This window comes from Shinella sp. R2-11 (genome assembly GCF_055330205.1).
Window position 1 is genome coordinate 271,171 of record NZ_JBVAPC010000003.1, and the last position, 26,329, is coordinate 297,499.

Annotated in this window: 23 protein-coding genes and 1 pseudogene; 8 read left to right on the forward strand and 16 right to left on the reverse strand. The window is 66.5% G+C overall.

Features of this window, described 5'->3' with window-relative positions; genetic code table 11:
- The first annotated feature begins 70 nt into the window (after positions 1 to 70).
- Positions 71 to 478, forward strand: coding sequence for a DUF3307 domain-containing protein (locus ACZ1A1_RS09695; protein WP_463619738.1), 408 nt, complete (start codon positions 71 to 73; stop codon positions 476 to 478).
- Positions 479 to 485: 7 nt separating this feature from the next.
- Here ACZ1A1_RS09695 and ACZ1A1_RS09700 read toward each other — a convergent pair whose 3' ends face one another.
- Positions 486 to 1,391 carry a hypothetical protein gene (locus ACZ1A1_RS09700; RefSeq protein ID WP_463619739.1) on the reverse strand — a complete coding sequence of 302 codons (906 nt, stop codon included), beginning with the start codon at positions 1,389 to 1,391 and terminating at the stop codon, positions 486 to 488.
- A gap of 231 nt (positions 1,392 to 1,622) precedes the next feature.
- On the opposite strand from ACZ1A1_RS09700, the gene ACZ1A1_RS09705 reads away from it, so the two are divergent.
- From ACZ1A1_RS09705 to ACZ1A1_RS09720, 4 genes are all read left to right on the forward strand, one after another.
- Positions 1,623 to 2,672, forward strand: a complete 1,050-nt coding sequence (locus ACZ1A1_RS09705; protein ID WP_463619740.1) for a helix-turn-helix domain-containing protein — start codon at positions 1,623 to 1,625, stop codon at positions 2,670 to 2,672.
- Between the two features lie 77 nt (positions 2,673 to 2,749).
- Positions 2,750 to 4,123 (forward strand): transaminase, encoded by a 1,374-nt coding sequence (locus ACZ1A1_RS09710; protein WP_463619741.1) that lies wholly within the window; start codon positions 2,750 to 2,752, stop codon positions 4,121 to 4,123.
- The gene (locus ACZ1A1_RS09715; protein WP_463619742.1) at positions 4,120 to 5,508 is read left to right on the forward strand and encodes a glutamine synthetase family protein; all 1,389 of its coding nucleotides are present in this window, start codon (positions 4,120 to 4,122) and stop codon (positions 5,506 to 5,508) included. The genes ACZ1A1_RS09710 and ACZ1A1_RS09715 overlap by 4 nt, the downstream gene beginning before the upstream one ends.
- A 2-nt stretch (positions 5,509 to 5,510) precedes the next feature.
- Positions 5,511 to 6,545, forward strand: a complete 1,035-nt coding sequence (locus ACZ1A1_RS09720) for a histone deacetylase family protein (RefSeq protein ID WP_463619743.1) — start codon at positions 5,511 to 5,513, stop codon at positions 6,543 to 6,545.
- A 6-nt stretch (positions 6,546 to 6,551) separates the two neighbouring features.
- Here ACZ1A1_RS09720 and ACZ1A1_RS09725 read toward each other — a convergent pair whose 3' ends face one another.
- The 10 genes from ACZ1A1_RS09725 to ACZ1A1_RS09770 all read right to left on the reverse strand — a co-directional run bounded on the left by ACZ1A1_RS09725 (position 6,552) and on the right by ACZ1A1_RS09770 (position 18,629).
- Entirely contained in the window at positions 6,552 to 7,694 is a 1,143-nt protein-coding gene (locus ACZ1A1_RS09725) for an alpha-hydroxy acid oxidase (RefSeq protein ID WP_463620101.1), read from the reverse strand.
- Between the two features lie 148 nt (positions 7,695 to 7,842).
- Positions 7,843 to 8,886, reverse strand: a complete 1,044-nt coding sequence (fba, locus tag ACZ1A1_RS09730; RefSeq protein WP_463619744.1) for a class II fructose-bisphosphate aldolase — start codon at positions 8,884 to 8,886, stop codon at positions 7,843 to 7,845.
- Positions 8,887 to 9,131: 245 nt separating this feature from the next.
- Positions 9,132 to 11,876: a DNA translocase FtsK gene (locus ACZ1A1_RS09735; protein WP_463619745.1), complete on the reverse strand. Its 2,745-nt coding sequence runs from the start codon at positions 11,874 to 11,876 to the stop codon at positions 9,132 to 9,134.
- A 226-nt stretch (positions 11,877 to 12,102) separates the two neighbouring features.
- A complete protein-coding gene (mnhG, locus tag ACZ1A1_RS09740; RefSeq protein WP_463619746.1) occupies positions 12,103 to 12,501 on the reverse strand; it encodes a monovalent cation/H(+) antiporter subunit G in 399 nt (132 codons plus the stop codon).
- Positions 12,498 to 12,779 (reverse strand): K+/H+ antiporter subunit F, encoded by a 282-nt coding sequence (locus ACZ1A1_RS09745; RefSeq protein WP_463619747.1) that lies wholly within the window; start codon positions 12,777 to 12,779, stop codon positions 12,498 to 12,500. Before ACZ1A1_RS09745 ends, mnhG begins: the two co-directional genes overlap by 4 nt.
- Positions 12,776 to 13,252 carry a Na+/H+ antiporter subunit E gene (locus ACZ1A1_RS09750; RefSeq protein ID WP_119255770.1) on the reverse strand — a complete coding sequence of 159 codons (477 nt, stop codon included), beginning with the start codon at positions 13,250 to 13,252 and terminating at the stop codon, positions 12,776 to 12,778. The genes ACZ1A1_RS09745 and ACZ1A1_RS09750 overlap by 4 nt, the downstream gene beginning before the upstream one ends.
- 1 nt (position 13,253) lies before the next feature.
- Complete coding sequence (locus ACZ1A1_RS09755) at positions 13,254 to 14,897, reverse strand: monovalent cation/H+ antiporter subunit D (RefSeq protein WP_463619748.1); 1,644 nt, start codon at positions 14,895 to 14,897, stop codon at positions 13,254 to 13,256.
- A complete protein-coding gene (locus tag ACZ1A1_RS09760) occupies positions 14,894 to 15,232 on the reverse strand; it encodes a Na+/H+ antiporter subunit C (RefSeq protein ID WP_119255772.1) in 339 nt (112 codons plus the stop codon). The genes ACZ1A1_RS09755 and ACZ1A1_RS09760 overlap by 4 nt, the downstream gene beginning before the upstream one ends.
- On the reverse strand, positions 15,232 to 18,150 hold the full coding sequence (locus ACZ1A1_RS09765; protein ID WP_463619749.1) for a monovalent cation/H+ antiporter subunit A: 2,919 nt from the start codon (positions 18,148 to 18,150) through the stop codon (positions 15,232 to 15,234). The genes ACZ1A1_RS09760 and ACZ1A1_RS09765 overlap by 1 nt, the downstream gene beginning before the upstream one ends.
- A gap of 95 nt (positions 18,151 to 18,245) precedes the next feature.
- A complete protein-coding gene (locus tag ACZ1A1_RS09770; RefSeq protein ID WP_463619750.1) occupies positions 18,246 to 18,629 on the reverse strand; it encodes a hypothetical protein in 384 nt (127 codons plus the stop codon).
- A gap of 379 nt (positions 18,630 to 19,008) precedes the next feature.
- Here ACZ1A1_RS09770 and ACZ1A1_RS09775 point away from each other — a divergent pair, with 379 nt between their 5' ends.
- The 3 genes from ACZ1A1_RS09775 (at position 19,009) to ACZ1A1_RS09785 (ending at position 21,215) form a co-directional block, all read left to right on the forward strand.
- Positions 19,009 to 19,320, forward strand: coding sequence for a DUF2934 domain-containing protein (locus ACZ1A1_RS09775; protein ID WP_415213485.1), 312 nt, complete (start codon positions 19,009 to 19,011; stop codon positions 19,318 to 19,320).
- 82 nt (positions 19,321 to 19,402) lie between these two features.
- Complete coding sequence (locus tag ACZ1A1_RS09780; RefSeq protein WP_313195439.1) at positions 19,403 to 19,768, forward strand: YbaN family protein; 366 nt, start codon at positions 19,403 to 19,405, stop codon at positions 19,766 to 19,768.
- A 4-nt stretch (positions 19,769 to 19,772) separates the two neighbouring features.
- The gene (locus tag ACZ1A1_RS09785) at positions 19,773 to 21,215 is read left to right on the forward strand and encodes a cryptochrome/photolyase family protein (protein ID WP_463619751.1); all 1,443 of its coding nucleotides are present in this window, start codon (positions 19,773 to 19,775) and stop codon (positions 21,213 to 21,215) included.
- Between the two features lies 1 nt (position 21,216).
- Here ACZ1A1_RS09785 and phnN read toward each other — a convergent pair whose 3' ends face one another.
- The 5 genes and pseudogenes from phnN to ACZ1A1_RS09810 form a co-directional block, all read right to left on the reverse strand.
- Positions 21,217 to 21,792 (reverse strand): phosphonate metabolism protein/1,5-bisphosphokinase (PRPP-forming) PhnN, encoded by a 576-nt coding sequence (phnN, locus tag ACZ1A1_RS09790; RefSeq protein ID WP_463619752.1) that lies wholly within the window; start codon positions 21,790 to 21,792, stop codon positions 21,217 to 21,219.
- Positions 21,789 to 22,922 carry an alpha-D-ribose 1-methylphosphonate 5-triphosphate diphosphatase gene (locus ACZ1A1_RS09795; protein WP_463619753.1) on the reverse strand — a complete coding sequence of 378 codons (1,134 nt, stop codon included), beginning with the start codon at positions 22,920 to 22,922 and terminating at the stop codon, positions 21,789 to 21,791. The genes phnN and ACZ1A1_RS09795 overlap by 4 nt, the downstream gene beginning before the upstream one ends.
- Before the next feature lies 1 nt (position 22,923).
- Positions 22,924 to 23,631: a DUF1045 domain-containing protein gene (locus tag ACZ1A1_RS09800; RefSeq protein WP_463619754.1), complete on the reverse strand. Its 708-nt coding sequence runs from the start codon at positions 23,629 to 23,631 to the stop codon at positions 22,924 to 22,926.
- A 686-nt stretch (positions 23,632 to 24,317) separates the two neighbouring features.
- Entirely contained in the window at positions 24,318 to 24,692 is a 375-nt protein-coding gene (locus ACZ1A1_RS09805) for a hypothetical protein (RefSeq protein ID WP_463619755.1), read from the reverse strand.
- A gap of 64 nt (positions 24,693 to 24,756) precedes the next feature.
- Positions 24,757 to 26,169: pseudogene (locus ACZ1A1_RS09810) on the reverse strand (NAD(P)-dependent oxidoreductase); the annotation flags it as partial.
- Between the last annotated feature and the right edge of the window lie 160 nt (positions 26,170 to 26,329).

Below are 26,329 nucleotides of genomic sequence, written 5' to 3' on the forward strand. Positions count from 1 at the left end.
AACATCTGTGCAAGCCGGCGGGAACGGAATGCTCCTGCCGGATTGCCCAGCCATCGGGTGCGGGCGTGCCATGATCGAGATACCGGACCAGATTTCGACCCTGTGGATCGCCGCCGCGCTGGCGGCGTTCCTGGCAAAACATTATCTGGCGGATTTCCTGCTTCAGACGGACTGGATGGCGGCGGGCAAGGAGCGGCCAAAGGGCTGGCTGGCGCCGCTGGCGGCCCATGCCGGCGTCCATGGCGCGATGACGGCGCTGCTCTTCCTCATGGTCTCCCCGCCCCTCGCCTGGCTTGGAATTGCCGATGCGCTCATTCATGGCGTTATCGACCGGCTGAAGAGCCTTGCCGCGCGGCGCCTGCAGGTGACGCCGCGACAGGCCGGTTTCTGGTGGCTTTTCGGCGCGGACCAGAGCCTGCACCATCTCACCCATATCGGCCTTGCGATCCTCCTTGCCGCAGCGGGATCGGCCGCCTGAGCGACAACTAGGCGAGCGCTTCGCGCAGGAGAAGATCGCTCAAGGCGAAATTGTCGGCGAACCAGCGGTCCGCTGCCTGCCACATCGCCGGTGTGAGCCTGATATCGTGACCGCCGCGGGCGGCGGTCGTCAGGAGGCCGGCATTGCGCGCCGCCTCCACGACCCGGCGGACATGCGTTCGCGAGACGCCGGTCTGAGTCGCAAGCCGCTGATACCCCGTCGGGAACGTGCCATCGGCACTATGCCGCGCGCCGCGCAGCAGAAGCAGGAGGATCATGTAGCCGCAGTCGTGCTCGAAGAAGGGCGCAAGCGGCAGGTGGCGGCGGATGAGGCGGCTGAGACCGTACAGATGCGGCAAGGTCGCCCGCCGCATGGCGCGGTGCAGCTCGCTTGAAAGCGGGCTCTCGCACCCCTCCGTCGGCGACAGGCCGAGCGTGCGGAGCCCTTCGACCAGATGGCCGAGAATGGCCGTATCGCGCTCCGTGAGCGTCGTGCCCGGTATGAGCAGGCGAACCCTCCGGTCCGAGGCATGCGGCTGTTGTGTGAGGAAGCCGTATTTGCGCAGGCAGGAAACCTGCGCCTCGACGCGGTTGCGGCTGGCGACGCCCAGCTCCGTCACCTCGCGCTGGAGACGGCCGAGCGTGAGCCAGGTAGACGGCCGTTCCATATCCTGCGCGGCATGAAGGGAAAGGGCGGCGAGATAACAGAGGAACCGCCCCTCCTCCAGGATGAGCCGGTTGAAGAGATGGTTGCCCTCGTAGACGGCCAGCTTGCCGGCGATCAGCCGGTCCCTCGCCGCGGCGAAGGCCGGCGCACGCAGGAATTCGTGGGGCGGCACCCGGAAGGCCACGGCGCCGTCGTCTAAGGAGATCTGGTCCACCTCAATAATCCCGTTCAGGAACGGTGCGCCCATTCTCGTTCTTGTCGCGCCACCGGGGCCTCGAATTGACCCATTATGTTCCATGGGGTTTCAGCGGACACGGACTGTCAATTGTCATACCAGCCGCGCTAAGCATTATGAGACGGGGGGCCAAAAGAATGAGACGCCGTGCCAACTCTGCGGACCGGCACGGGATCATCCGGGGAACCTTCCTCCATCGCATTCGCTTGATCAGGCAACGACGTCCATGAACCGTGAGGCGCAATGAGCCCTGCCGACAAACTGCCCTCCTACTCCGTGGTCGCGGAAGCCGGTGCGGACTGCCGCCGCAAGAGCCATCTTTTCGCCGAAACGCTCGCCCCGGTGTTCCGCACGACAGTGGAGACGCCGGAGCGGCTCGCCGATTTCCGGGCAAGCCTTTCGACCTATTTCCTGGGCCCTGCCCTGCTGTTCGCCGCGGACCTGCGGGGCACGACCTATACGTTCTCGCGCGATCCCGCCCGCATCGCCCGCAGCGGCCTCGACCTCATTCACGTGCAACTGACGCTCGACGGGGGTGACCTGCGCACGACGAACGGCGAAACCGTGCCGGTCGAGGCCGGCGACATATCCATCTTCGACCTCTCGCGGCCGATGCATTCCGTCACGCGGCATTGCCGCAACCTCACCCTCGCCCTGCCGCGCCATCTGCTGTTCGCCAGGGAAGCGCAGAACGATGCGTTGCACGGCCTTCTTCTGAAGGGCACGACCAGCACGGCACGCCTGATCGCAAGCCATCTGCGCGCCCTCTTCGAGAGCCTGCCGGACATCGACGAGGCGGAAGCGCCGGCGTTCGTCACGGCGACGGCGAATCTCGTCGCCAATCTCGTCGGGCCACAGATCGCGGCGCGCAGCCAGCCGTCGCCCACCGTGCGCGGCGCGGTCATCATGGAGATCCGCCGGTATATCGAACAGAATATCGCCCTCGCCGACCTCGGCCCCGATCACCTTTGCCGGGCGTTCGCGCTCTCGCGGGCGTCGCTCTACCGGCTGTTCGCGCCGATCGGCGGCGTCACGGACTATATCCGCGCCCGCCGTCTGCGCGCCGCCTTCGACATGCTGGCCAATGACGGCAAGCGCACCGTCGGCGAGGTCGCCTATGCCTGCGGCTTTGCCGATATCTCCGCCTTTTCCCGCGCCTTCCGCAACCAGTTCGGCATGAGCCCGAGCGAGGTGCGGGAGATGGACGGCAAGAGCCCCCTTGCCCGCGGTTCGCTGGAAAAGCAGGCGGCCGCCTCGGTGCACGATTGGCTGCGCATCGTCGGTTCGCTGTAACCATCTTGCCGTTTGACACTTGGAATCACATCAACCAATATGTGATCACATTTCAGCAATACCTGCGGGAGAACGGGATGGAGAGGGCGAACCTGGAGGCGCGCGCCCGCGCGCTCATCGAGGCGGAGGAAGAGGTCTTTCGCGCAAGGCGGCCGCGCTCGGCCGCGGCGCATGACGAGGCGGCATCGGGCTTCTTCGACGGCGTGCCGCAGCACTGGATGCTCGACTGGCCGGCCCCCTTCCCCGTCGTCGTCGACCGCGCAAGCGGCGCCGAGCTCGTGGATATCGACGGCAACCGCATCGTCGACGTCTGCCTCGGCGATACCGGCGCCATGTTCGGCCACGGCCCCGCCCCGGTGCTGGAAGCGCTTAAGAATGCCGGAACGCGCGGTCTGACGACCATGCTGCCCTCCTCGGATGCGCAGATCGTGGGCCGGCTGCTGGTGGAGCGCTTCGGCCTGCCGCGCTGGCAGCTCGGCGCCACCGCCAGCGACGCCAACCGCTTTGCGATCCGTGTCGCGCGCGCCGTGACGGGCCGGGCGAAGCTGCTGGTCTTCGACGGCTGCTATCACGGCGCCGTGGACGAGACGCTGGTCGACCTCGTCGACGGCCGGACCGTTTCGCGCCGCAACCTCCTCGGACAGGTCCGCGATCTCGGCGAACTCACCGTCTCCATTCCCTTCAACGACGAGGCGGCGCTCGAAAAGGCGCTTGCCGGGCATGACATCGCCTGTGTCCTCGCCGAGCCGGTCATGACGAATTGCGGCATGATCCCCCCTGCCCCCGGTTTTCACGATGCCCTGCGCCGCCTTACGCACGAGGCCGGAACGCTGCTCCTCATCGACGAGACGCACACCATCTCCACCGGGCTTGGCGGCTATAGCCGCGTGCATGGCCTCGAACCCGACCTGATGGTCATGGGCAAGCCCATCGGCGGCGGCGTTCCCGTCAGTGTCTGGGGCATGACCGAGGCGATCTCCGACAGGCTGCACGTCATCCGCCGCGAGCAGAGCGGCCACGGCCATTCCGGCATCGGCACCACGCTTTCCGGCAGCGCCCTGCAGCTCGCCTGCCTGCGCGCCTGCCTCGAAAATGTCATGACGGAAGATGCCTACCGCATCATGCAGTCCCGCGCCGACCGCATCGAGGCCGGCTTCAAGGCCGCGATCGCCGATGCCGGCCTCGGCTGGACGGTTTCGCGCGTCGGCGCCCGGCTGGAGGTCGTGTTCTCGCCCGTGCCGGTGCGCAACGCCGCCGAGGCGCGCGCTGCCGCCTCCGACACGATCGAGGCCGCGCTGCATCTTGCGATGCTCAATCTCGGCTACCTGCTGACGCCGTTCCACAACATGGTGCTCGTCAGCCCCGCCCTTTCGGAGCAGCAGACGGATGGCCTGGTCGAGGCCTTCGCGACCGTTCTCGGCCGCCTTGCCGAGCGGAGGGCCGCCGCGTGAGCCGCGACCTCGCCGCCCGCCCGCCGGAAGCCGCGGATATCGCCGAAGCCGAGGCCTTCCTCGCCGCGCACCCGGAGATTACCGCCTTCGATCTGGTGCTGATCGATCTCAACGGCATTGCCCGCGGCAAGATCGTAAGGCGGCACGAGCTGCTGCCGATCTTCCGCTCCGGCCGGCATCTGCCCGGCTCGATCCTCGGCCTCGACGTCACGGGCGAAGATGTCGAGGAAACCGGCCTCGTCTGGTCGGACGGCGATGCGGACCGTCGTGCCTGGCCTGTCGCGGGCTCGCTCGTGCCCCTGCCCTGGACCTCCCCGCCGCGCGGCGAAGTACGCCTCGCCCTCTTCGAGCTGGACGGAACCCCGATGGCGGCCGACCCGCACCATGCGCTCGCCCGCCAGGTGAAGCTGCTCGAAGCGGGTGGCTTCCATCCGATCCTCGCCTATGAGCTGGAATTCTACCTGCTCGACCGTGAGCGGACAGCCGACGGCGATTTCCAGCCGCTCCGCCTGCCGCTTTCCGGGGAGCGGCCGGAGGGCATCCAGGTCTATGGCGTCACCGAGCTCGACCGTCTGGAACCCTTCATCGCGGCGGTCTATCGCGGCGCGGAAGCGCAGGGCCTGCCCGTCGAGACCATGATCTCGGAATATGCGCAGGGCCAGTTCGAGCTGACGCTGCGCCATGGCAGCGCGCTGCGCGCCGCCGATGACCTCGCCATGCTGAAGCGTCTCCTGCGCGGCCTTGCCGTGCGTCATGGCATGATGGCCTGCTTCATGGCCAAGCCCTTTGCCGGCCGCGCCGGCTCGGGCATGCATGTCCATGCGAGCCTTGCCGATGCGGGAGGCAACAACCTCTTCGCCGACCGGAACGAGGCGCTTTCGCCCCTCCTGAAACAGGCCGTCGCGGGGCTTCTGGAGACGATGCACGAATCCATGCTCGTCTTCGCGCCGCATCTGAACTCCTGGCGACGTTTCTCCGCCCAGAGCTATGCGCCGACGACGCCGACCTGGGGCACCAACAACCGCAGCGTCGCCGTCCGCATTCCCGCGGGCGCGCCCGCCGGCCGCCATCTCGAACAGCGCGCCGCGGGCATCGATTCCAACCCCTATCTCGTCGGCGCGACGGTGCTCGCCGGCATGCGCAGTGGCATCCTCGCAAAGGCCGATCCCGGCCCCGAAACCACCGCCTATGCAGAAGCGGGAGGCGACGAACTGCCGCCCGACTGGCGCAGCGCCATCGAGACGGCCACCCGCTCGGCCTTCCTCAGGGAAGCGCTCGGCGAACGGCTGCACCACGTCTTCCTCGCCCTCAAGCGCGCCGAATACCGCCGCTTCGCGGCGGAGATCACCGCGCTCGAACGCACGCTCTACGGCGAGGTCGTCTGACCATGAAAACCTTCTATACCGCCGACCATCACCTGCATCACAGCGGCATGGAGCTTTCCTTCGGCCGCATCGTGGAAACCTTCGAAAAGCCGGAGCGCGCCGAGATCGTGCTTCGGCGCGTCAGGGAAGTCGGGCTCGGCCCGGTTCTGGAGCCAGCCGCCTACGACCGGGCGGCCATCGAGCGCATCCATACGCCGGACTATCTCGATTTCCTGCAGAACGTCTTTGCCGAATGGCGGGCGGCGGGCCGCGACGGCGAGGTCTGGCCCTATAGCTGGCGCCATCGCTCCATGCCGATGATCGACGCTCCGCCGTCGGGCCTCGATGCCCGGCTTTCCTACTATTCCTTCGACATGGCCGGCTCGATCACCGAAACGACCTGGCAGGCGGCAAAGCGCGCCGCCGATACGGCGCTCGCCGGGGCCGATGCCGTGCTTGCCGGCGAGCGGGCCGCCTTTTCGCTCTGCCGTCCGCCCGGCCATCATGCGGGCCGGGATTTCTTCGGCGGCTACTGCTACCTCAACAATGCCGCCATCGCCGCCCAGCGCTTCCTCGACAACGGCCATGCCCGCGTCGCGATCTTCGATGTCGATTACCATCACGGAAACGGCACGCAGGAAATCTTCTACGACCGCGACGACGTGCTGCTCGCGAGCCTGCACGGCGATCCGGATTTCGAATTTCCCTTCCATCTCGGCTATGCCTGCGAACGCGGCGCCGGAAAGGGCGAAGGCCATAACCTCAACTATCCCCTGCCCGCCGGTACGGCCTGGCCGGAATGGCTGGCCGCCTTCGAGGACGCGCATGCAAGAATCCGCGCCTACGCCCCGACCGCCCTCGTCATCTCGCTCGGCGTCGATACGTTCAAGGATGACCCGATCTCGCAGTTCAGGCTGGAGAGCGAACACTTTTCCACCATCGGCCGCCGCATCGCCGATTTCGGCCTGCCGACCCTCTTCGTGATGGAAGGCGGCTATGCGGTGGAGGCGCTGGGCGTGAACGCGGTGAACGTGCTGCAGGGCTTCGAGGAGGTGTGAGGCTCCTTACACGTCCCTGAGCAGGTTCTCCCGCGAGAGGTTCCTGATGTCGCGTTCGCCGCAGAGGGCCATCGTGACGTCGAGCTCCTTGCGGATGATCTCCAGCGCCCGGCGCACGCCGGCCTTGCCGCCGGCGCCGAGGCCGTAGAGGAAGGGGCGGCCGATATAGGTGCCCCTGGCGCCATAGCAGACGGCCTTGAGGACATCCTGACCCGAGCGGATGCCGCCGTCGAGATGGACTTCCATCTTGTCGCCGACGGCATCGACGATGCGCGGCAGCATGCTGATCGAGGAGGCCGCGCCGTCGAGCTGGCGACCACCATGATTGGAGACGATGATCGCATCCGCGCCGCTGCCGAGCGACATGCGCGCATCCTCCTCGTCGAGGATGCCCTTGAGGATGAGCTTGCCGCCCCAGCGCTCGCGGATCCATTCGATGTCCTTCCACGAGAGCTGCGGATCGAACTGTTCCGTGGTCCAGGAGGAGAGCGAGGAAAGGTCCGTCACGCCCTTGGCGTGGCCGACGATGTTGCCGAAGGTGCGGCGCTTCGTGCCGAGCATGTCGAGGCACCAGAAGGGCCGCGTCGCCATCTGCCAGAGATGCTTCGGCGTGAAGCGCGGCGGGGCGGAAAGGCCGTTTCGTATATCCTTGTGGCGCTGGCCGAGAATCTGAAGATCGAGCGTCAGCACGAGGGCCGAGCAGCCCGCCGCCTTCGCACGGTCGATGAGATTGTGGACGAAATCCTTGTCCTGCATCACGTAGAGCTGGAACCAGAAGGGCTTCGTGGTGACGGAGCGCACATCCTCGATCGAGCAGATGCTCATGGTGGAGAGCGTGAAGGGAACGCCGAATTCCTCTGCGGCCTGCGCGGCGAGCATCTCGCCGTCGGCATGCTGCATGCCGGTCAGGCCGGTCGGCGCGAGGGCGACGGGCATGGAGACCTTCTCGCCGATCATCTCGCTTTCCAGCGAGCGGTCGCTCATGTCGACCAGCACGCGCTGGCGCAGCTTCACCTTGTGGAAGTCGTCCTCGTTGGCGCGGTAGGTGCCTTCCGTCCAGGCTCCGGAATCGGCATAGTCGAAGAACATCTTCGGCACGCGGCGGCGCGCCCGTTCCTTGAGGTCTGCGATCGTCAGGGCCTGTTCCACGCTCATATCGTCCTCGCTCGCGCTTGCGGTCCGCAATCTTTTACGGGCAGGCACTGTGGCTCGCAATGGATTCGTGCGGGTTTGCCGCCCAAAGAACAAAACCCTCCCGGCCGGAACCGGGAGGGTGGAAAGACAGGCCGAAGGCGGCTTACTTCGCGGCGTAGAACTTCGCCATGTCGGGAAGGCGCTTGACGCGGATGCTGGAAGCCTTGCCGGCGGTGCGGAAGGCTTCGAAGCGTTCCTTGCAGACGTCCGTCATGCGGGCGGTCGCCGGCTTCAGGTAGGTGCGCGGATCGAAATTGTCGGGCTTTTCCTTGAAGTTCTTGCGGATCGTGCCGGTCATGGCGAGGCGCAGGTCCGTATCGATATTGACCTTGCGCACACCGAGCGGGATCGCCTTCTGGATTTCGGCGACGGGCACGCCCCAGGTCTGCTTCATCTCGCCGCCATAGGCGGTGAAGAGGTCCTGCAGGTCTTGCGGAACCGAGGACGAGCCGTGCATGACGAGATGGGTGTTCGGCAGCTTCGCGTGGATCTTGGCGATCGTCTCGATGGAGAGGATGTCGCCGTCCGGCGCGCGGGTGAACTTGTAGGCGCCGTGGCTGGTGCCGATGGCGACGGCGAGCGCGTCGACGCCGGTCTTCGAAACGAAGTCGAGCGCCTGGTCCGGGTCGGTCAGCAGCTCCTCGCGGGAAAGCTTGCCCTCGAAGCCGTGGCCGTCCTCCTTGTCGCCGGCGCCCGTTTCAAGGTTGCCGAGACATCCAAGCTCGCCCTCGACCGAGACGCCGGCCGCATGGGCGATCTTCACGACTTCCGCCGTGACGTCGATATTGTAGTCGTAGCTGGCGACGGTCTTGCCGTCGGCGAGCAGCGAGCCGTCCATCATGACGGAGGTGAAGCCGTTGGTGATGGCCGAGATGCAGGTCGACGGCTGGTCGCCGTGGTCGAGATGCAGGCATACCGGGATATGCGGATATTCCTCGGCGGCGCCGAGGATGAGGTGACGCAGGAAGGCATCGCCGGCATAGGCGCGCGCACCGCGGCTCGCCTGCAGGATCACCGGGGAGTCCGTGGCATCCGCCGCGCGCATGACCGCCTGGATATATTCCAGGTTGTTGACGTTGAATGCGGGCAGTGCGTAGTCGTTCTCCGCTGCGTGATCGAGCAGTTGCCGCATGGTGATCAATGCCATTCCTGTCCTCCTTGGATGCAGATTTCGTCGGTCGGGCGGCACTATTCACAGATCGTCCGCCATATGCAACAGGCCCCGCGGACCCCGTCATGGGCCAAATCGATTAAATGCGATGGCGGAATAAGATTTCCCGTGGACACGGTAAAAATCCGGCCCGCGTGAGCGGACCGGACCCGGAAAATCCATCCATTTCAAATAAGTAGGACAATTGCCCGACAGCCGGGCAATCGCCACATGGCGGAATGTTATTCGTCGTCGCCGCTTTCCTGCTGCTGGAAGCCGTTGCGCTCGCCAGTGACGATCTCGCGCTTGCCGACATGGTTGGCGGGGCCGACGAGGCCTTCCTTCTCCATGCGCTCGACGAGGGACGCGGCCCGGTTGTAGCCGACGGCAAGGCGGCGCTGGATGTAGGAGGTCGAGCACTTGCGGTCGCGCATGACGACCTTGACGGCCTTCTCGTAGAGGTCGTCGCCGTCCTCGGCTGCGATGTCGCCCTTGTCGAAGACGGCGCCGCCGGCAGCCGGCTTCTCGTCCTCTTCTTCCTCTTCGTCCGCCGTCACCGTCTCCAGATATTCCGGACGGCCCTGCGCCTTCAGGTGCAGCACGACCTTCTCGACCTCCTCGTCGGAGACGAACGGACCGTGGACGCGGGAAATGCGCCCGCCGCCGGCCATGTGCAGCATGTCGCCCTGGCCGAGGAGCTGTTCGGCCCCCTGCTCGCCGAGGATGGTGCGGCTGTCGATCTTCGAGGTCACCTGGAAGGAGATGCGCGTCGGGAAGTTCGCCTTGATCGTGCCGGTGATGACGTCGACCGAGGGACGCTGCGTCGCCATGATCAGGTGGATGCCGGCGGCGCGCGCCATCTGGGCGAGCCGCTGGATCGCACCTTCGATCTCCTTGCCGGCGACCATCATCAGGTCGGCCATCTCGTCGACGATGACGACGATATAGGGCATCGGCTCGAGGGAGAGTTCCTGGTCCTCGTTGATCGCCTCGCCGGTTCCCTTGTCGAAGCCGGTCTGGACGCTGATCGTGATCGTCTCGCCCTTGTCGCGGGCGGCGGCGACGCGGTTGTTGTAGCCGTCGATATTGCGCACGCCGAGGCGCGACATCTTGCGATAACGGTCCTCCATCTCGCGCACTGCCCATTTCAGCGCCATGACGGCCTTCTTGGGATCGGTGACGACGGGGGTCAGGAGGTGCGGGATGCCGTCATAGATCGACAGTTCCAGCATCTTCGGGTCGACCATTATCAGGCGGCATTCTTCCGGGCGGAACCGGTAGAGCAGCGAGAGGATCATCGTGTTGATGGCGACCGACTTGCCCGAGCCGGTGGTGCCGGCGACGAGCAGGTGCGGCATCTTCGCAAGCTCGGCGATGACGGGCTCGCCGCCGATGGTCTTGCCGAGGCAGATCGGCAGCTTGAAGCCGGTCTTGGCGAAGTCCGCGGAATCGATCATCTCGCGGAAATAGACGGTTTCGCGCGTGGCGTTCGGCAATTCGATGCCGATGACGTTGCGGCCGGGCACCACGGCGACACGCGCCGAGAGCGCCGACATGGAGCGGGCGATATCGTCGGCAAGGCCGATGACGCGCGAGGACTTGACGCCCGGGGCCGGCTCGAATTCGTAGAGCGTGACGACCGGGCCGGGGCGGACATGGATGATCTCGCCGCGCACGCCGAAGTCCTCCAGCACGCTTTCAAGAAGGCCGGCATTCTGCTCCAGTTGCTCCTGCGTCAGCACGAAGCCGACGGTGCGCGGCGGCTCCTGCAGGAGGTCGCGCGGCGGGTATTCATAGGTGTCGGCCGTCGGCGTCGCGAGGGTGACCTGGAACGGCCGGGCGCGCGAAAGCACCGACGAGGGCGTTTCGCGGACGGGTTCGACGACCGCGGCGGGCGTAACGGCCACGGGAGCCGGCCTTGCCTCGACGAGGGCCGGAACGGCTTCCACGGTCTCGATGACCGGCGCGGCTTCGGCGACCACCGGCACAGCCTTGATTTCGGGAACGGCAACGGTCTCGACGGCCACCTGACGCGTCATGGCCGACCGGCAATCGACGACGCGGTAGAGGGAGGCGACGGAGACCGGCTCCTCGCGCGGCGTTTCGGCCGGGCGGGCCGGCATCGTGGCGACGGGCGCCGGCGTCGGCAACGTCATGCGCACGACGGACACCGCCGGACGCGCCGGGGCGATGGAAACGCTCTTCTCGGGAACCATGGTTTCCCAGAAGGCGTGGTCGGAAAGATGGGCGAAGCGGCTGATCGCCTCCTGCACGCTCGCCTTCGCGACCGGCCGGGCGGACGTGAATGCGGGAGCCTGTGCCGGCACGGCGGGCTTGAAGACGACGGCAGCATCGGCCGGAACCGCATTCTGGCGGGCCGCGATGACGGCCTGCACGAACTGCGGAACGGGATCGGCCGCGGCGGCGGTTGCCGGGACCTGCTCCTCCTCGAAGCGGCGGCGGCGTTCTTCCAGCGCTTCGCGCAGGCGCAGCAGGAGCTCGGCCTGCGTCAGCTGCGGCTGGGGCTGCGGAGCCGGAGCGGCTTCGGGCTGCGGGTTCTGGGACTGGGAAACCGGGAACTGGGGAACTGGGGACTGCTGCACCTGGGGTGTCTCTGCTTGCATTTCTGTGGGAGCCTGCCGGGCGGGCTCTTCGATGATCGGTTCGGCTTTGGCGGCCTCTTCCTCGATCCGGGCTGCGACCTTGTCGGGCGTGCGCGTGAAGCGGACATTGGGCGCCAGATAGAAGTGGCTCTCCCATGTTCCGTCGGCATATTGGCCGGGATCGTAGCCGCGCAGGATCGGCGAGCGGAAGCGCGGCCGATAGTGGTCGTCGTTGGCGACCGGCTCGCTTTCGCCGTGCCACGCCTCCTCTTCCGGGGGCGTTTCGGTCAGGGCGTTGTTTTCATATGGATAATGCGACGACGCATCGTCGTTTTCCCCTTCGGTCTCGAGGACGGGATAGAAGTTTGTTCTGGAAATACGCATGAACCTGAAATCTCGACGATCATTGCCGATGGGGATGCGTAGATGGTTAGGAAATGAAGGTTAACAATGTCTTTGGAGAGCGGCAGAATCTGTTTGCATTCCCGCGCCGAGGCACCTTCCGCCATCGCTCCGAGGGCCGAAAGCCCCCGCGTCCGGTCGCTACGGGCGTTTGCGCCGGCCGGAAAAATTTCTCCGGCCTGCACGACGATATGGGACGCGGCTCGGATCACTCCCCGGCGGCGGGCTGGCCTTCGGCTGCCTCCGGCTCGCTTGGCGCCTCGGGGGGCACGTCCGGATTGCCTTCCGCCCGGTCGCGGTGGAGCGCCGCGCGGGCGAGCAACATCAGCGTGACCGGCGTCGTGACCGTGACGAAGATGCCGATGAGGATCTCGTGCACGACGGGGCGTGTCGCCAGCACCGTGAAGAAGATCATCGAGGCCATGACGATGCCGCTCGTGCCCCAGCTCGTGCCGAGGGTCGGCGCATGGATGCGCTCGTAGAACGTCTTCAGACGCAGGAAGCCGATGGTGCCGATCAGCGTCAGCCCCGAGCCGATGACGAGGAAGAGGGAAACGAGGAGCGCCGCCCAGTCCGGCAGGTCGCCCGCATGCTCGATGGTGCTCATTCGATCACCTCCCCGCGCATCAGGAACTTGGCGAGCGCGACCGTCGCGACGAAGCCGAGCATGCCGATGACCAGCGAGGCCTCGAAATAGATGATCTTGCCGGTGCGCATGCCGAATACCATCAGGAGCAGCATGGAGTTGACATAGAGCGTGTCGAGCGCCAGCACGCGGTCCTGCGCGCGCGGGCCGCGGGACATGCGCAGCGCCGCCAGCGCCATGGCGAGCGCCAGGCAGATCTGCGCGAAGGTGACGGACCAGGCGAGGATCGTTTGGCTCATGCGAAAATCTCCAGCAGCAAGGCCTCGTAGCGGCCCTTGATCAGGGCCTGCCATTCCGCCTCGTCGACGAGGTCGAGCACATGGATCAGCACCGTCCGGTTCAGCGAGTTGTATTCGAGCCAGGCCGTGCCCGGCGTGCTCGTCACCACCACGGCAAGCACGGCAAGCGCCGTCGGGTTTTCCAGCTCGAGCGGCACGGTGATGAAGCCGGCCTTGTGATGCGGCTTCCTGCCGCTGACGAGGATCGAGGCGACGGCGATGTTCGAGCGCACGATGTCGTATAGCACGATGCCGATCAGCTTGGGCAGCAGGTACCATTTCGGCAGCCGCGGCTTGACGGGGCGCAGCGCCGCCATGCCCCAGGAGGCGAAGACCGAGACGATGCAGCCAAGGATGAGATGGCCGAGCGTGAAGCCGTTGAGGGCCAGCCACATGACGACGAGCGAGGCGGAAAGGAGCGGATAGGGCAGCATGTCAGATCCCTCCCCCGCCGTCCGGTCCGCTCGGTTCGGCAATTCCGGCGCGGCGGGCATTGATCACGGCGTCGATATAGGTGGCGGGCTGCTGCAGGTTGCGGACGGTCTCCTCCATGTAGCTCATGGCGGGGCCGGCCTTGACGGTGAGCGCCAGCGTCAGCGCGATCAGCAGCATGACCGGCGCCATCTCCATGACGAGCACGCGCGGCACGGTGCCTTCCATCGATGCCCAGAAGGTACGGATGCCGGCGCGGGTCATGGAGATCAGCGCGGCAAGGCCGGAAAGGATCAGCAAGCCGACGATCCACCACACCGAGGCGGGGATCGGCCCCTCCGCCGCGACATTCGTGCCGATCATGCCGGTCAGCATGGCGAACTTCGCCACGAAGCCGGACAGCGGCGGCAGGCCGGACAGGAGGATGCCGCAGGCGGCAAAGCAGATGCCGAGCACCGCGATTGTCCCCGGCATGGTGACGCCGACCTCGACCTCCTGATCCTCCTCGTCCGCATCGCCATAGGCTTCCATGGTGACGGCGAGAACCGAGGCGCCCGCGTCCTGGCCGCGCTCGACGAGCTCGATGAGCAGGAAGAAGGCGCCGATCGTCAGCGTCGAGCTGACCATGTAGAACAGCGCGCCCGCCGTCACCACGCCGTTGTTGAGGCCGAGCACCGCCAGCAGCGTGCCGGAGGAGACGAGCACGGAATAGCTCGCCAGCCGCCCGAGCGCCTGCGAGGCGAGCACGCCGATGGTGCCGAAGGCGATGGTCGCCATGCCGCCATAGAGCAGCACGTTGAGGCCGAGCCCGGCGGACGCCCCCTGCCCGAAGACGAGCAGCGACAGGCGCAGGATGACATAGATGCCGACCTTGCTCATGATGGCGAAGATGCCGGCGACCGGGGCCGTCGCGGCGCTGTAGGCGCCCGGCAGCCAGAAGTTCAGCGGCCACATGCCGGCCTTGATGAGGAAGACGACGCCGAGGATGGCGGCGCCCGCCTCCAGCAGCATGCGCCGCTCGCCCTCGATCTCGCCGATGCGCACGGCAAGATCGGCCATGTTGAGCGTTCCCGCCGAGCCATAGATGGCGCTGACGCCGATGAGGAAGCAGAGCGCGGCGGCGAGATTGACGGCGATGTAGTGCATGCCCGCCTTGACGCGCATGGAGCCGGAGCCGTGCATCAGGAGGCCGTAGGACGCGGCGAGCATGACCTCGAAGAAGACGAAGAGGTTGAAGAGGTCGCCGGTCAGGAACGCGCCGTTCAGCCCCATCAGCAGGAACTGGAACAGCGAGTGGAAATGCGCGCCCGCCGTGTGCCAGCGCGCAAGCGCATAGACAAGCGTCGGGATCGCCAGGATCGAGGCCAGCACGAGCATCAGGGCGGAAAGCCGGTCGGCGACGAGCACGATGCCGAAGGGCGCCGGCCAGTTGCCGAGGAGATAGACGCCCTCGAAACTGTCCGCGCCGCTGCCATTGCCAGCAAGCCGGAAGAGGCTGAAGGCGACGGCGGCGAGCGCAAGGCACGAGACGACGCTGATCATCGCCTTCACGACGCGCTCGCGCTCGTCGAAGAAGAGAAGGAGCGCGCCCGCGACGAGCGGGATGAGGATCGGCGCGATGATGAGGTGTTGCTGCCAGCCGCTCATTTCGGCTGCTCCCTGCCGTCGACATGATCCGTGCCGGTGAGGCCCCGGGCCGCGAGCAGCACGACGAGGAAGAGCGCGGTGGTGGCGAAGCCGATAACGATGGCAGTCAAAACGAGCGCATGCGGCACGGGGTCCGTCATCGTCGAGATCGGCACGCCCTCCTCCAGCAGCGGGGCCGCATTGGACTTCACGCCGCCGACGCCGAAGATGAAGAGATTGACCGCATAGGACAGCAGCGAGAGGCCGATGATGACCTGATAGGTGCGCGGGCGCAGGATGAGCCAGACGCCCGAGCCCGTCATGATGCCGATACCGAGGGAAAGGATGAGTTCCATCAGGCGTCCTCCGCCTTGGGGGCTTCGAGACTGCGGACCCGATGCGTTCGTATGGACTGGTGGGCGAGCGCGATGAGGATCAGCACCGTCGCGCCCACGACGAGAGAGAAGACGCCGAGATCGAACAGCAGGGCGCTGGCGGCCGGCACCTTGCCGATGAACGGCAATTCTATGTATTGCGAATGGGTGGTCAGGAACGGATAGCCGAAGAGCCAGGAGCCGAGCCCGGTCGCGGCGGCGATCACCAGGCCGAATCCCATCCAGCGCAGCGGCAGGATGCGCAGCCGGTCCTCCGCCCAGCGCACCCCGCCGGCGAGATATTGCAGCAGGAAGGCGATGGCCATCGTCACGCCGCCCGCGAAGCCGCCGCCCGGCAGGTCATGCCCGCGCAGGAAGAGGTAGATCGCGAAGGTGATGACGACCGGGAACATCCACTGCATGATCACCGAAGGCACCAGCAGGTAGTCGCGCACCGTGTCGCCGGCCGAGCGCTCGGGGCGTTCGGCGTCAAAGGCCGCCTGGATGCGCTGCTGTTCCGGCTTTTCCACGCTGTCGGGCGCGGGACGGAAGCGGCGCAGCAGCGCGAAGACCGTCAGCGCCACGATGGCCAGCACCGCGATCTCGCCCATCGTGTCGAAGCCGCGGAAGTCGACGAGGATGACATTGACGACATTGCGCCCGCCGCCTTCCGTATAGGCCTTTTCCAGGAAATAGCTGGCGATCGCGTCGGGAACCGGCTGCTTCATGATGGCATAGGAGAAGAGGAACATGCCGAAGCCGCAGGAAATGGCGAGCACGAAGTCGCGGAAGCGGCGGCCGCGCGCGGCGAGCGAGACGGCATTGTCGATCTTTTCCCAGCGCTTGGGCAGCCAGCGCAGGCCGAGCAGCAGGAGGACCGTCGTGACGATCTCCACGACGAGCTGGGTGATGGCAAGGTCGGGCGCCGAAAGCCACACGAAGGTAATGCAGGTGGTGATGCCCGCCCCGCCGAGAAGAACGAGCGCCGCGAGGCGATGATGCTTCGCCTGGTAGGCCGCGCCTAGCGCGCAGAAGGCGCCGATGCACCAGACCGCCGCGAAGATGGGGTCGGCATCGCCGAAGACCGGGCCCTTGGGCGAGAAGCCCGCCAGGTAGAGCGGAACGACGCCGGCGAGCAGCCCGGCGGCGGCGACGAGACGAAGCTGCGGCTGGAGGTTGCGCGTGCCCAGATGGCTTTCGAGGTAGCGTGCCCATTTCCACGATACCGTGACCAGCACGCGCTCGAAGATGCGCTGGCCGCGAAGGTGCCGGAAGAGCGGCGGGCCGTCGTCGCATCTGGCGAGGTAATCCTTCAGCACCACATAGAGAACCACGCCGCCGACAAGCGCGATCAGGCTCATGATGAGCGGCGTGTTGACGCCGTGCCAGATGGCGAGGCTGTATTCCGGCGTGCGCTCGCCGAGGACGGATACCACCGCGGAATGCAGGAACGGCCCGATCGACAGGCTCGGGATGATGCCGACGACGAGGCAGGCGAGCACGAGGAACTCGATGGGGAAACGCATCCAGTGCGGCGGCTCGTGCGGCTTCGGCTTCGGCAGGTCCGTCGGCGCGGGGCCGAAGAAGACCGTGTGGATGAAGCGGAGCGAATAGGCGACGGAGAAGGCGCCGGCGAGCGTGGCGACATAGGGCAGGATGCGGTCGAGCACGGAATCGGCATGCGTTTCCACCGCCTCGGCGAAGAACATTTCCTTGGAGATGAAGCCGTTGAGCAGCGGCACGCCCGCCATCGCCGCGCTCGCCACCATGGCGAGTGTCCCAGTTATCGGCAGGTATCTGAAGAGGCCGCTCAATCGTCGCATGTCGCGTGTGCCGGTCTCGTGGTCGATGATGCCCGCGGCCATGAAGAGCGAGGCCTTGAAGGTGGCGTGGTTCATCATGTGGAAGATCGCAGCGACCGCCGCGACCGGGCTGCCGAGGCTGAGCAGCGTGGTGATGAGGCCGAGATGGCTGATCGTCGAATAGGCGAGCAGGCCCTTGAGGTCCTGCTGGAACATCGCGAAATAGGCGCCGAGAAGCAGCGTGCTGATGCCGGCGATGCCGACCAGCATGAACCATTCATAGGTGCCGGAAAGCGCGGGCCACAGCCGCACCAGCAGGAAGACGCCCGCCTTCACCATGGTTGCCGAGTGAAGATAGGCCGAGACCGGCGTCGGCGCGGCCATGGCGTTCGGCAGCCAGAAATGGAACGGCACCTGCGCGCTCTTGGTCAGCGCGCCGATCAGGATCAACAGCAGCGCGGTGAGATAGAGCGGGTGCGCCTTGATCTTATCGCCCGCCGCCAGCACCGCGTCGAGGTCGTAGCTGCCGACGATATGGCCGAGCACCAGCAGCCCGGCGAGCAGGCAGAATCCGCCGATGCCGGTGATCGTCAGCGCCATGCGCGCGCCGTCGCGGGCTGCGGCGTTGTGATGCCAGTAGCTGATCAGGAGGAAGGAGAAGATGCTCGTCAGTTCCCAGAACACCGAGAGCAGGATGATATTGCCCGACACGACGATGCCGAGCATCGAGCCCATGAAGGCGAGGAGGAAGGAGAAGAAGCGCGGAACGGGATCTTCTTCCGACATGTAATAGCGCGCATAGAGCACGACGAGGCAGCCGATGCCGGTGATGAGCATGGCGAAAAGCCAGGCGAAACCGTCCATGCGCAGGGTGACGTTCAGGCCGAGCTGGGGCAGCCATTCGAGGTCGAGCCGCACCTTCCCGCCGTTGCGCACCGCGGGGTAGAGGATCGCGGTCAGGACGAAGCCCGCAAGGGTCACGGCGCCCGACATGCGGGCCGCCAGCACGCGGGAATCCGTCCGCAGCAGAATGGTCGCGGCAAGGCTTCCCAGGAAGGGAAGGCAGACCAGCAGGACCAGTATGGTTTCACCTGTCATCGTTTGATCGATCGCTTTCGAACGTCAGAGCTTCTCTCGGCCGCGCATCGGCCGCATTGGGAAGACCGCGCGATCGAGGGTCGATCAGGCGGCCGTCAGGCGAATTCCGTCGGAGGGGCACGAGCCCCTCGCGCTTCAAGACCGCCATTGCGCGGCCGGAACGGCGTAAGCACGGCCAGGACGGCGCGGGGTCCGGCAAACCGGTGCGCCGTCTCCGCGGGAATGCAGGCGTGGTCGAGGCCGGCGCCGTCGAACGACACGATCTTGCCGGCGACCGCACGCTTGCGGCAGTCTTTCTCGACAGGAACGGATGACTGGCCCACAGTCTTCAGCGTGCCGGTGCGAAACAGTATCGAAGCGGCGCTGGCGGTAGGCGGAATCGAAAGGGCGGACACCACCAGCAGAAGACAGGTTAGCGCGGTGCAGAGAAGGCGGAAAGCCCGACGAAATGGTCGATGCTGTTGCCCTGTTGCTGCCAAACGCCTTGCCTCTCGATATCGCGGTCCGTCTTGAAGATTCCTTCATGCGGACAATACGTTGGCGGGATTGACGCTGTCCACCCGAAAGCGTGAAACTTTTCCAAAATTGTGCCGATTTTCTGCGTCGGTTGGATGATTTTTCTCTCTGCGACACAATGGCCGGCCCGCGGCGCGGCCTTCGGCTTGAAGGCCCGCCTCTTTGGGCGCATCCTGTTTTTGCGAATCGCATGAGGCAGACCCGCTCCGCACGAGCTCTTCGCCCGGAGGCATGGCGCGCCGAATATCCGGGCCTGCCGGACCATCCCGGCCGCCCGGCGAATACCGTGCCGGGCTCCTGCCTGCCGGCACGGCGTCAGTTCACTCTTGAAGGGGATCAGCGATGACGGATGCGCGAAGGGAATGGATCAGCAAAAGGGCCTATTCCATCTGGGAGGAAACCGGCCGGCCGCATGGACATGACGGGGAGCACTGGGCGCAAGCCGTGCGCGAACGCGAGGAATTCGAACGCCTGGCACCGGAGGCAAGGCCCGCGACCGCGAAGAAACCGCTGATCGAAATCTCGGCGAAGGCGAAGAAGGCCGAGACCGCCAAGCCGAAGAAGAAGGCGGATTCCACCGCGGAAAAGCCGGTCCCCGCCAAGCCGGCAAAGGCAAAGGCGCTCAAGACGGCGGCGAACAGCAAACCGATCTGAACCCGGCCGCGGCACTTGGCCTCTTGGAGGCGGGCGCAAAGCACTCTATCTGAGCGGCAAGACGTTCTTTCACGAGGTGCCCGTGCGCTCGCTCTATATGGCCGCCGGCCTGCTGATGACGGCGCTCGGCATTATCGGCGCCTTCCTGCCGCTGTTGCCGACGACGCCCTTCCTGCTGGTCGCCGTCTGGTGCTTCTCGCGCTCCTCGCCGCGCCTCGAGCAATGGCTGCTCGACCACCCCACGCTCGGCCCGCCCTTGACGAACTGGCGGCGGGAGGGCGCAATCGCGGGCCGCACCAAGGCCATCGCCATCTGTCTCATCGCCGCAAGCTACGGCTTCTTCTGGTATCGCACGGACCCCTCGCCCGTGCTCGCGGTCAGCGTCGGGCTCATCCTCTCGGCAAGCGCGCTCTTCATTCTCACCCGTCCCCTTCCGAAGAAGGGCTGAGGGCATGACGGGGAAGGACGACGCGCCCGTCATCGTCTGGTTCCGCAAGGACCTGCGCACCGATGACAATGCCGCCCTCTCGGCCGCGGCCGAAACGGGCCGTCCCGTGATCGCGCTCTATATCCGCGAGCCTGCGGAACTTGGGACGGGGCCGCTCGGTGCGGCACAGGCCTGGTGGCTTCACCATGCGCTGGCCTCCCTTGCCGCGACGCTGGAGGAACTCGGCTCGCCGCTCGTCCTTCGCAGCGGCGATGCACATGCGGTGCTCGACCACGTCATCGGAGAGACGGGAGCGGACACCGTCCACTGGAACCGCCGGCACGATCCGGCGGGCATCGCCGTGGATACGCCCATCAAGGCGGCCTTGAAGGCGCGCGGCCTTGCCGTCAGGAACTTTGCGGGCCAGTTGCTGCACGATCCGATGCGCCTCATGACAGGCGAGAAGAAACCATACCGCGTCTACACCCCCTTCTGGAAGGCGCTGGAGCGCGAGGGCGAGCCGCACGAGCCCGTCGACGCACCGGAAAGGCTCCACGCTCCGAAGCGGCTCCCGCAATCCGAAGCCTTGGACGACTGGGCGCTACTACCCGAAAAGCCGGACTGGGCCGCCGCCTTCGGCGAGGTCTGGACGCCCGGCGAGAAGGCGGCGCGCGAGCGGCTCGACACCTTCGTCGACGGCCCGATCGAGGACTACAAGACCCGCCGCGACCGTCCTGCCATCGACGCGACATCCCTGCTGTCGCCGCATCTCGCATCGGGCGAAATCTCCCCTGCCCGCATCTGGCACGCGACACGCGGCCTCGGAGTGCCGCGGGAGGATGTGATTCATTTCCGCAAGGAGCTCGCCTGGCGGGAATTCTGCCACCACCTGCATTTCCATTTCCCGGCCCTTGCGCAAAGGAACTGGAACGGCCGCTTCGACGATTTTCCGTGGGAGGGGAGCGACAGGGACTTCGATCTCTGGACGAAGGGCATGACGGGCTATCCCATCGTCGATGCCGGCATGCGGCAGCTCTGGCGGCACGGCTGGATGCACAATCGCGTGCGCATGATCACCGCCTCCTTCCTCGTCAAGCATCTCATGATCGACTGGCGGCGCGGCGAGAAATGGTTCCGCGACACGCTGGTGGATGCCGATGCCGCATCGAACCCGGCGAACTGGCAATGGGTGGCGGGCTCCGGCGCGGACGCCTCGCCCTTCTTCCGCATCTTCAACCCGATCCTGCAGGGCGAGAAATTCGACCCGGACGGCACCTATGTCCGCACCTTCGTGCCGGAACTGCGGGAACTGGACTCCGCCTGGATCCACAAGCCCTTCGATGCGCCGGAAAGCGCGCTCGCCGAGGCGGGCGTGGAACTCGGAAGGACCTATCCGAAGCCCATCGTCGACCATGCAAGAGCGCGTCAGCGAGCGCTCGCCGCCTACAAGGCGCTGAAAAGCGATTGACCTATTCGCGGCCGTCGAGCACCGAGGCAATGAACGAGACGAACGCCTCCCCCGCCGCCGCCAACGGCCCGCTATTGTCGATCACGACCGTATCGGCCGCCACCACGATCTCCGGTGCGGCCCGTTCCAGCCGCTCCGCGACCGCTTCGGCGCTCTCCCGTCCGCGGGCGGCGAGCCTTGCGGCAAGAACGTCCGGCCGCGCCGTGATCAGCACGACCTTCAGGCGCTGATAGGCATCGGCGAAGGCCGGCAGCGCGGAGCGGCTGCCATTGGCGACCAGCGTCACGCCGCTTGCAAGCTGCGCATGCGTTTCGCCGGGAATGCCGTAGGAGAGGCCGTGCGCATCCCACGATACCGCGAAGCCGCCCTCGGCCTCAAGGCGGCGAAAGCTCTCGGTGTCGATGGCCTGATGCGCCTCGCCGCCGGCATCCGCCGGGCGGGTGATCGCCCGCCGCACGAAACCGAGGCGCGCCTCGCCGGCAAAACGGCGCGCGGCATAGGCCATGACACTGTCCTTGCCGGCCCCGCTCGGGCCGACGACGACGACCATGGTGCCGGCTGCAGCCGCCACGCTCATGCCACCCGCCTGCCCTGGCGCCATACCGAGCGGACGACGGGAACGCCGGAAGGCCGGCGGACGCGCACGATGTCGGCGCGAAGGCCTTTCGCGATGGCCCCGCGGTCGTCGAGGCCGACGGTGCGGGCCGGCGTCGTCGAGACCATGGCGATCGCCTTCGGCAGGTCCATACCCTCGTCGGCGAGGATGAAGGGCGCGTGCATGAGGCTGAAAGGCACGTAATCCGAGGAGAGAACGTCGAGCACGCCGAGGCCGGCAAGGTCGCGGGCGGCGATATTGCCGGAATGCGACCTGCCGCGCACGACGTTGGGCGCGCCCATCAGGACACTCATGCCCGCCCCGTGCGAGGCCTTCGCCGCCTCGATGCTGGTCGGGAATTCGGCAAGGCGGATGCCGTAGCCGATGGCCTCCTCGACATGGTCCAGCGTCGCATCGTCATGGCTGGCGATGGAGATGCCGCGCGCGGCGCAGGAAGCGGCGATGGCGTCGCGGTGCGGCTTGGCATAGCGGGCGGAAAGGTCCTGCTGGCGCTTGCAGAAGGCGTCGAATTCCTCGTCCGTGAGGCCGCGCTTCTTCTTGTGGTAGAGGATGTACTGGTCCAGCGTCTGGAACTGCCGCTGGCCGGGCGCATGGTCCATCAGCGAGACAAGGCGCACGAGCGGGTCGTCCTCGAACTCCTCGTAATGGTCGAGCACATTGTCGGTCGAGACCTCGCAGCGCAGGTGGATGAGGTGCTCGGCGCGCAGGCGGTCCTCGTTCTGCGCCCCGGCGATCGCATCGGCCATGGCGCGCATCTCGCCCTTCTCGAAGCCGCTCTCCCCGTCCGATCCCATGCGCAGACAGTCGAAGACCGTGGTGATGCCGGAGGTGACGACCTGGGCGTCATGCGACTGGATCGCGGCCGTCTTTTCCCAGCGCACGCCGGGACGCGGCGAGTAATGGGCTTCGAGGTGGTCGGTATGGAGCTCGACGAGGCCGGGAAGGAGGTAATCGCCTTCCATGTCCTCGCCGGCCGCGGAGGGACCTTCGGAAATGTCGGCGACGAGGCCGTCCCGCAGCACCAGCGTGCCGTCGAGGATCCGGTCCTCCAGCACGATGCGGGCATTGGAAAGAACGGTTTCGCGGGTCATGTCATGCGGTCTTTCTGCTGACGGCTCCACCGAGCGGGAAGAGCGAATGGACGGTGAAATCGGCGCCGCGCGCGGCCTCCCGGAAGAGCGCGAGGCCGCTGACCGGCAACGGACGGCCGTGGAATTCGGCGAAATGATCGAGCAGCACGCTTGCGACAGCCTCGCGGCGCTCGGCCGGAACGCGCCCCGTCAGCGTCATGTGGAAACGGAACTCGTCGAAGACGTAGGGATAGCCCCACTGGACGAGGTTCTGGCGCTCGGCGGCGTTCAGCTCGTCGGGCTTGCGGCGGGCGATGTCGGCGGAGGTGAGCGGCGCACGGAAACGCTCGAAGCGGCGCACCACCTCGCCGGCAAAACTTTGCAGTTCATCGCAATGATCGCCGGGCACCAGCGCGAAGAAGGAGCCGAGCCGGCCGACGACGACTTCGGGAATATCGAAGGGGTCGGCTTCGGAAACGAAACGGCCGATCTCGGCCACGAGTTCGGCCTCATTGCGGCCCTCGGCCAGCGTGAAGGGCGCCTTCAGCGTCGCGTGGAAGCCGTAGCGCCGCGGATCGGCGGTCAAGCCCGCGAGAGAAGCCGCATCGAAACCTGCCGTCGCCGGCTGATCGAGCGCAGCGCCGGTAAAGGCGTTGCGCCCGAGCCAGCGCTGGGCGGCAAGGGTCAGCGGGTCGCTTGCAGGCGGAGTGAAGTAGAGGGCGTAACGCAAGGGCTCGTTCCTGTAATGCTCGTTCGGTGCCGACCGGAGGCGGCGCCGAATCTGAAAGGTCATCTGTGGCAGCATCATGCCGCCACGCGTTCAACGCGCCGGCGTGCCCGTCAGGCGATGGCGCAAGATATTCGAAATGCCGTTTAAAGGCCCGGAAACCCGGGCATCATGGAGGCAACCTTCTCCCTGTCCGCATCGCCCAAAGCTTAGGCCCCCTGCCCCGAAGATCGTTGCAGAATAGGCATTCGATTCCCAGCAATAATGTGTCCGGGAGACAACGAAGGGCATGATCCGGGTCGACACGATAGCGTTGCACGGCGACGGGCGCGGCACTGCCATGGAAGAACCCGCCGAGAGCATGGCATCGCCTCGCCGGATCGAAAGGCCTTCACTTCGCGCCCACACGACCGCATCCGGCTTGCCTTCGCAGGCAGATACATCGCTTTCCGCAGCTATCCATGGCTCGTTTTAGGCGGCCGGAATGACGTGGGTGTGACGCAGAATAATCGCGGGGACGAAATGGGAGAAATGGTGTCAGATCGGTGTTCCCGCGCGCCTTGCGATGAATAACGGCAGCCTCGGCGACACCGGTCTTCGGATCATATGCATCGGTCGTCTCGCGCACGCGCCTCGCCCAACCGTATCCGGTTGACGACGAGGCGAGAGGCAAAATCGGGTAGGTTGCGTCAGTTGGCCGTACCGTCCGGTGTCACACTCTGGCTGTCGCCGCCGGTGCTGGATTGCGGGGTGGGGTCACGGTCCGTCGGCACGGTTTGGCCGTTGCCGGCGCTGTTGTCCGTCGTTCCGCCGGCCGGCGTCTGGTTGCCATCGGTCGTCGAGGTGGTTTGCGACGCGTCGGTCGGCGCCGAGGGATCGGTCTTCTGGCCCCAGAACTCCACCGCGCCCCAAACGAGGAAAACGAGCACGAGGCTGACACCGAGCACCTTCAGAACGGGCCAGCCGGGGCCGCCCTGCCGGACCTCCCGCGCGGCATATTCCTTGCGCTCGGGGTCGTGGGTGCGGGTCAGCGGATCGCCGCGCTCGTCCTGCTGGTGGGTCATGGCTTGCACTCCCTGATCGTTCAGTCGGGGAGGAAACTGGCCGTGGAGCGGAAAAGTTCCGTTCTCAGGCCTCCGCCGGCCCGTCCAGCCCGAGGCCCTCGAGCAGCCGGCGCTGGCGCAGGAGAAGCTGGGCGAGCGCGGCAACGTCCCCCTTCGCCGGTTGATGCGTCGTGCCCTCGGCCACCGCTTCCACGATGGCTTCCAGCGTGTCCGTGATCTCGCGGGAGACGTCATGCAGCTCGACGAAATGCGGATCGCTTGCCGCGGTGGCCAGCGTCGCCGTCGTGACCCGACCTATGCCCTGCGGCACCTTCGCGCCGGCATCGACATAGCCGTCCGGCAGGTCGCCCTTGAGGTTGCCGATCCGCCGGTAGCGGATGGCATCGATGATCTGGTCGACCGCCTGGCAGGCGCCGGCGACGCGGGAGGGATGGTCGGTATCGGCCGCGGCATGCGGCAGGAGCTCAAGCTTGCCGGGATGGCGCTCGGCAAGCTTCAGATAGGGCAGCATCGGCCCGCTGAGCGCGCCGCTCGTCGCGTTCCGGAAGAGGTCCGCATCGATGGCGGCGTGGCGTATCTGCCCCGCGGCCAGCGCCCGGTCGAGCGCCGCGCTATCCACCACCTCGCCGCGGTCGTAGTTGACGAGCACGGCCCCGCGGTTCATCGCCGAGAGCACGACCTCGCCGATCATGCCGGCATTGGCGTAAAGGCGTGTCTCCTCGTCGAGCCGGCCGAGGCCGACATGGACGGAGAGCACGTCCGCGCCCTCTGCCGCCGCGACGGGCGTCTCGGCATAATCGAAGCCCTCCGCCTCGATCCATTGCCGGTGCCGGGCGCGGGCATGGACGACCACATGCATGCCGAAGGCACGGGCGAGCTTTGCCACCTCGCGGCCGATATTGCCGTAGCCGAGCACCGCCATCCGCTGACCCTCGAGCTTGGCGGTGGGGTAAGACTTGAGGTCACGGCCGGTATCGAAATCGCCGGCGGCAACGCGCTGGTGCAGGAGTTCCACCGGCAGGTCCGGCGTCACCTTGAGGATCGCCTTCATCACCATCTGCGCCGTGGCGCGGCTGTTGATGCCGGGCGTGTTCATCAGGGCGGCCGTGCCGCCCTCGCCATTGCCGCCGCCCCAGGAGGCAGAGCCCATATTGCCGGTGCCTGCGCCGATGCGCACGCCTCCGAGCGGAAAGACCGCCTGCCGCGGAATGAAGGTCGCCGCCGCGATCAGCGCGTCATAGCGGCCGTCCGCGGTCTGGGCGATGATCTCCGCTTCGCCGCTAAGGTCGGGCTGGTAGAAGAAGTGGATGCCGGGCGGCAATTCCTCACGCTGGTAGGCGGCTTCGTGGAACGCGCCGCCCTTCGCCTCGATATACGCCCGGACCTCGCCCGGATCGGGCTTGCCTTCCGCATCGAAACGCAGGCCGATCAGGTCGGCGATCAGGACCTTGTAGGCGCGCTGCGGATCGTCCAGCCGTTCTTCGTCCGCAAAAGCTGCTTGCTGATCCTGCATGGCGCCCCTCCCTGCCCTTTCCGCTTTCGTAGGCGAGATTTCGAAGGGGGGCAAGCCGCCGGGCAGCAGGGCGAAAGCACCGTGGACGGCCAGAACCGCCCTATTGCCCGGCCGTCATACGGCC

Coding starts and splice junctions, on each gene's coding strand:
- ACZ1A1_RS09755 (WP_463619748.1), bottom strand. CDS start 14,897: ATGAGCGGCTGGCAGCAACACCTCATCATCGCGCCGATCCTCATCCCG.
- ACZ1A1_RS09705 (WP_463619740.1), top strand. CDS start 1,623: ATGAGCCCTGCCGACAAACTGCCCTCCTACTCCGTGGTCGCGGAAGCC.
- ACZ1A1_RS09795 (WP_463619753.1), bottom strand. CDS start 22,922: ATGACCCGCGAAACCGTTCTTTCCAATGCCCGCATCGTGCTGGAGGAC.
- ACZ1A1_RS09700 (WP_463619739.1), bottom strand. CDS start 1,391: ATGGGCGCACCGTTCCTGAACGGGATTATTGAGGTGGACCAGATCTCC.
- ACZ1A1_RS09710 (WP_463619741.1), top strand. CDS start 2,750: ATGGAGAGGGCGAACCTGGAGGCGCGCGCCCGCGCGCTCATCGAGGCG.
- ACZ1A1_RS09775 (WP_415213485.1), top strand. CDS start 19,009: ATGACGGATGCGCGAAGGGAATGGATCAGCAAAAGGGCCTATTCCATC.
- ACZ1A1_RS09785 (WP_463619751.1), top strand. CDS start 19,773: ATGACGGGGAAGGACGACGCGCCCGTCATCGTCTGGTTCCGCAAGGAC.
- ACZ1A1_RS09750 (WP_119255770.1), bottom strand. CDS start 13,252: ATGCTGCCCTATCCGCTCCTTTCCGCCTCGCTCGTCGTCATGTGGCTG.
- ACZ1A1_RS09735 (WP_463619745.1), bottom strand. CDS start 11,876: ATGCGTATTTCCAGAACAAACTTCTATCCCGTCCTCGAGACCGAAGGG.
- ACZ1A1_RS09745 (WP_463619747.1), bottom strand. CDS start 12,779: ATGAGCCAAACGATCCTCGCCTGGTCCGTCACCTTCGCGCAGATCTGC.
- ACZ1A1_RS09760 (WP_119255772.1), bottom strand. CDS start 15,232: ATGGAACTCATCCTTTCCCTCGGTATCGGCATCATGACGGGCTCGGGC.
- mnhG (WP_463619746.1), bottom strand. CDS start 12,501: ATGAGCACCATCGAGCATGCGGGCGACCTGCCGGACTGGGCGGCGCTC.
- ACZ1A1_RS09695 (WP_463619738.1), top strand. CDS start 71: ATGATCGAGATACCGGACCAGATTTCGACCCTGTGGATCGCCGCCGCG.
- fba (WP_463619744.1), bottom strand. CDS start 8,886: ATGGCATTGATCACCATGCGGCAACTGCTCGATCACGCAGCGGAGAAC.
- phnN (WP_463619752.1), bottom strand. CDS start 21,792: ATGAGCGTGGCGGCTGCAGCCGGCACCATGGTCGTCGTCGTCGGCCCG.
- ACZ1A1_RS09765 (WP_463619749.1), bottom strand. CDS start 18,150: ATGACAGGTGAAACCATACTGGTCCTGCTGGTCTGCCTTCCCTTCCTG.
- ACZ1A1_RS09720 (WP_463619743.1), top strand. CDS start 5,511: ATGAAAACCTTCTATACCGCCGACCATCACCTGCATCACAGCGGCATG.
- ACZ1A1_RS09805 (WP_463619755.1), bottom strand. CDS start 24,692: ATGACCCACCAGCAGGACGAGCGCGGCGATCCGCTGACCCGCACCCAC.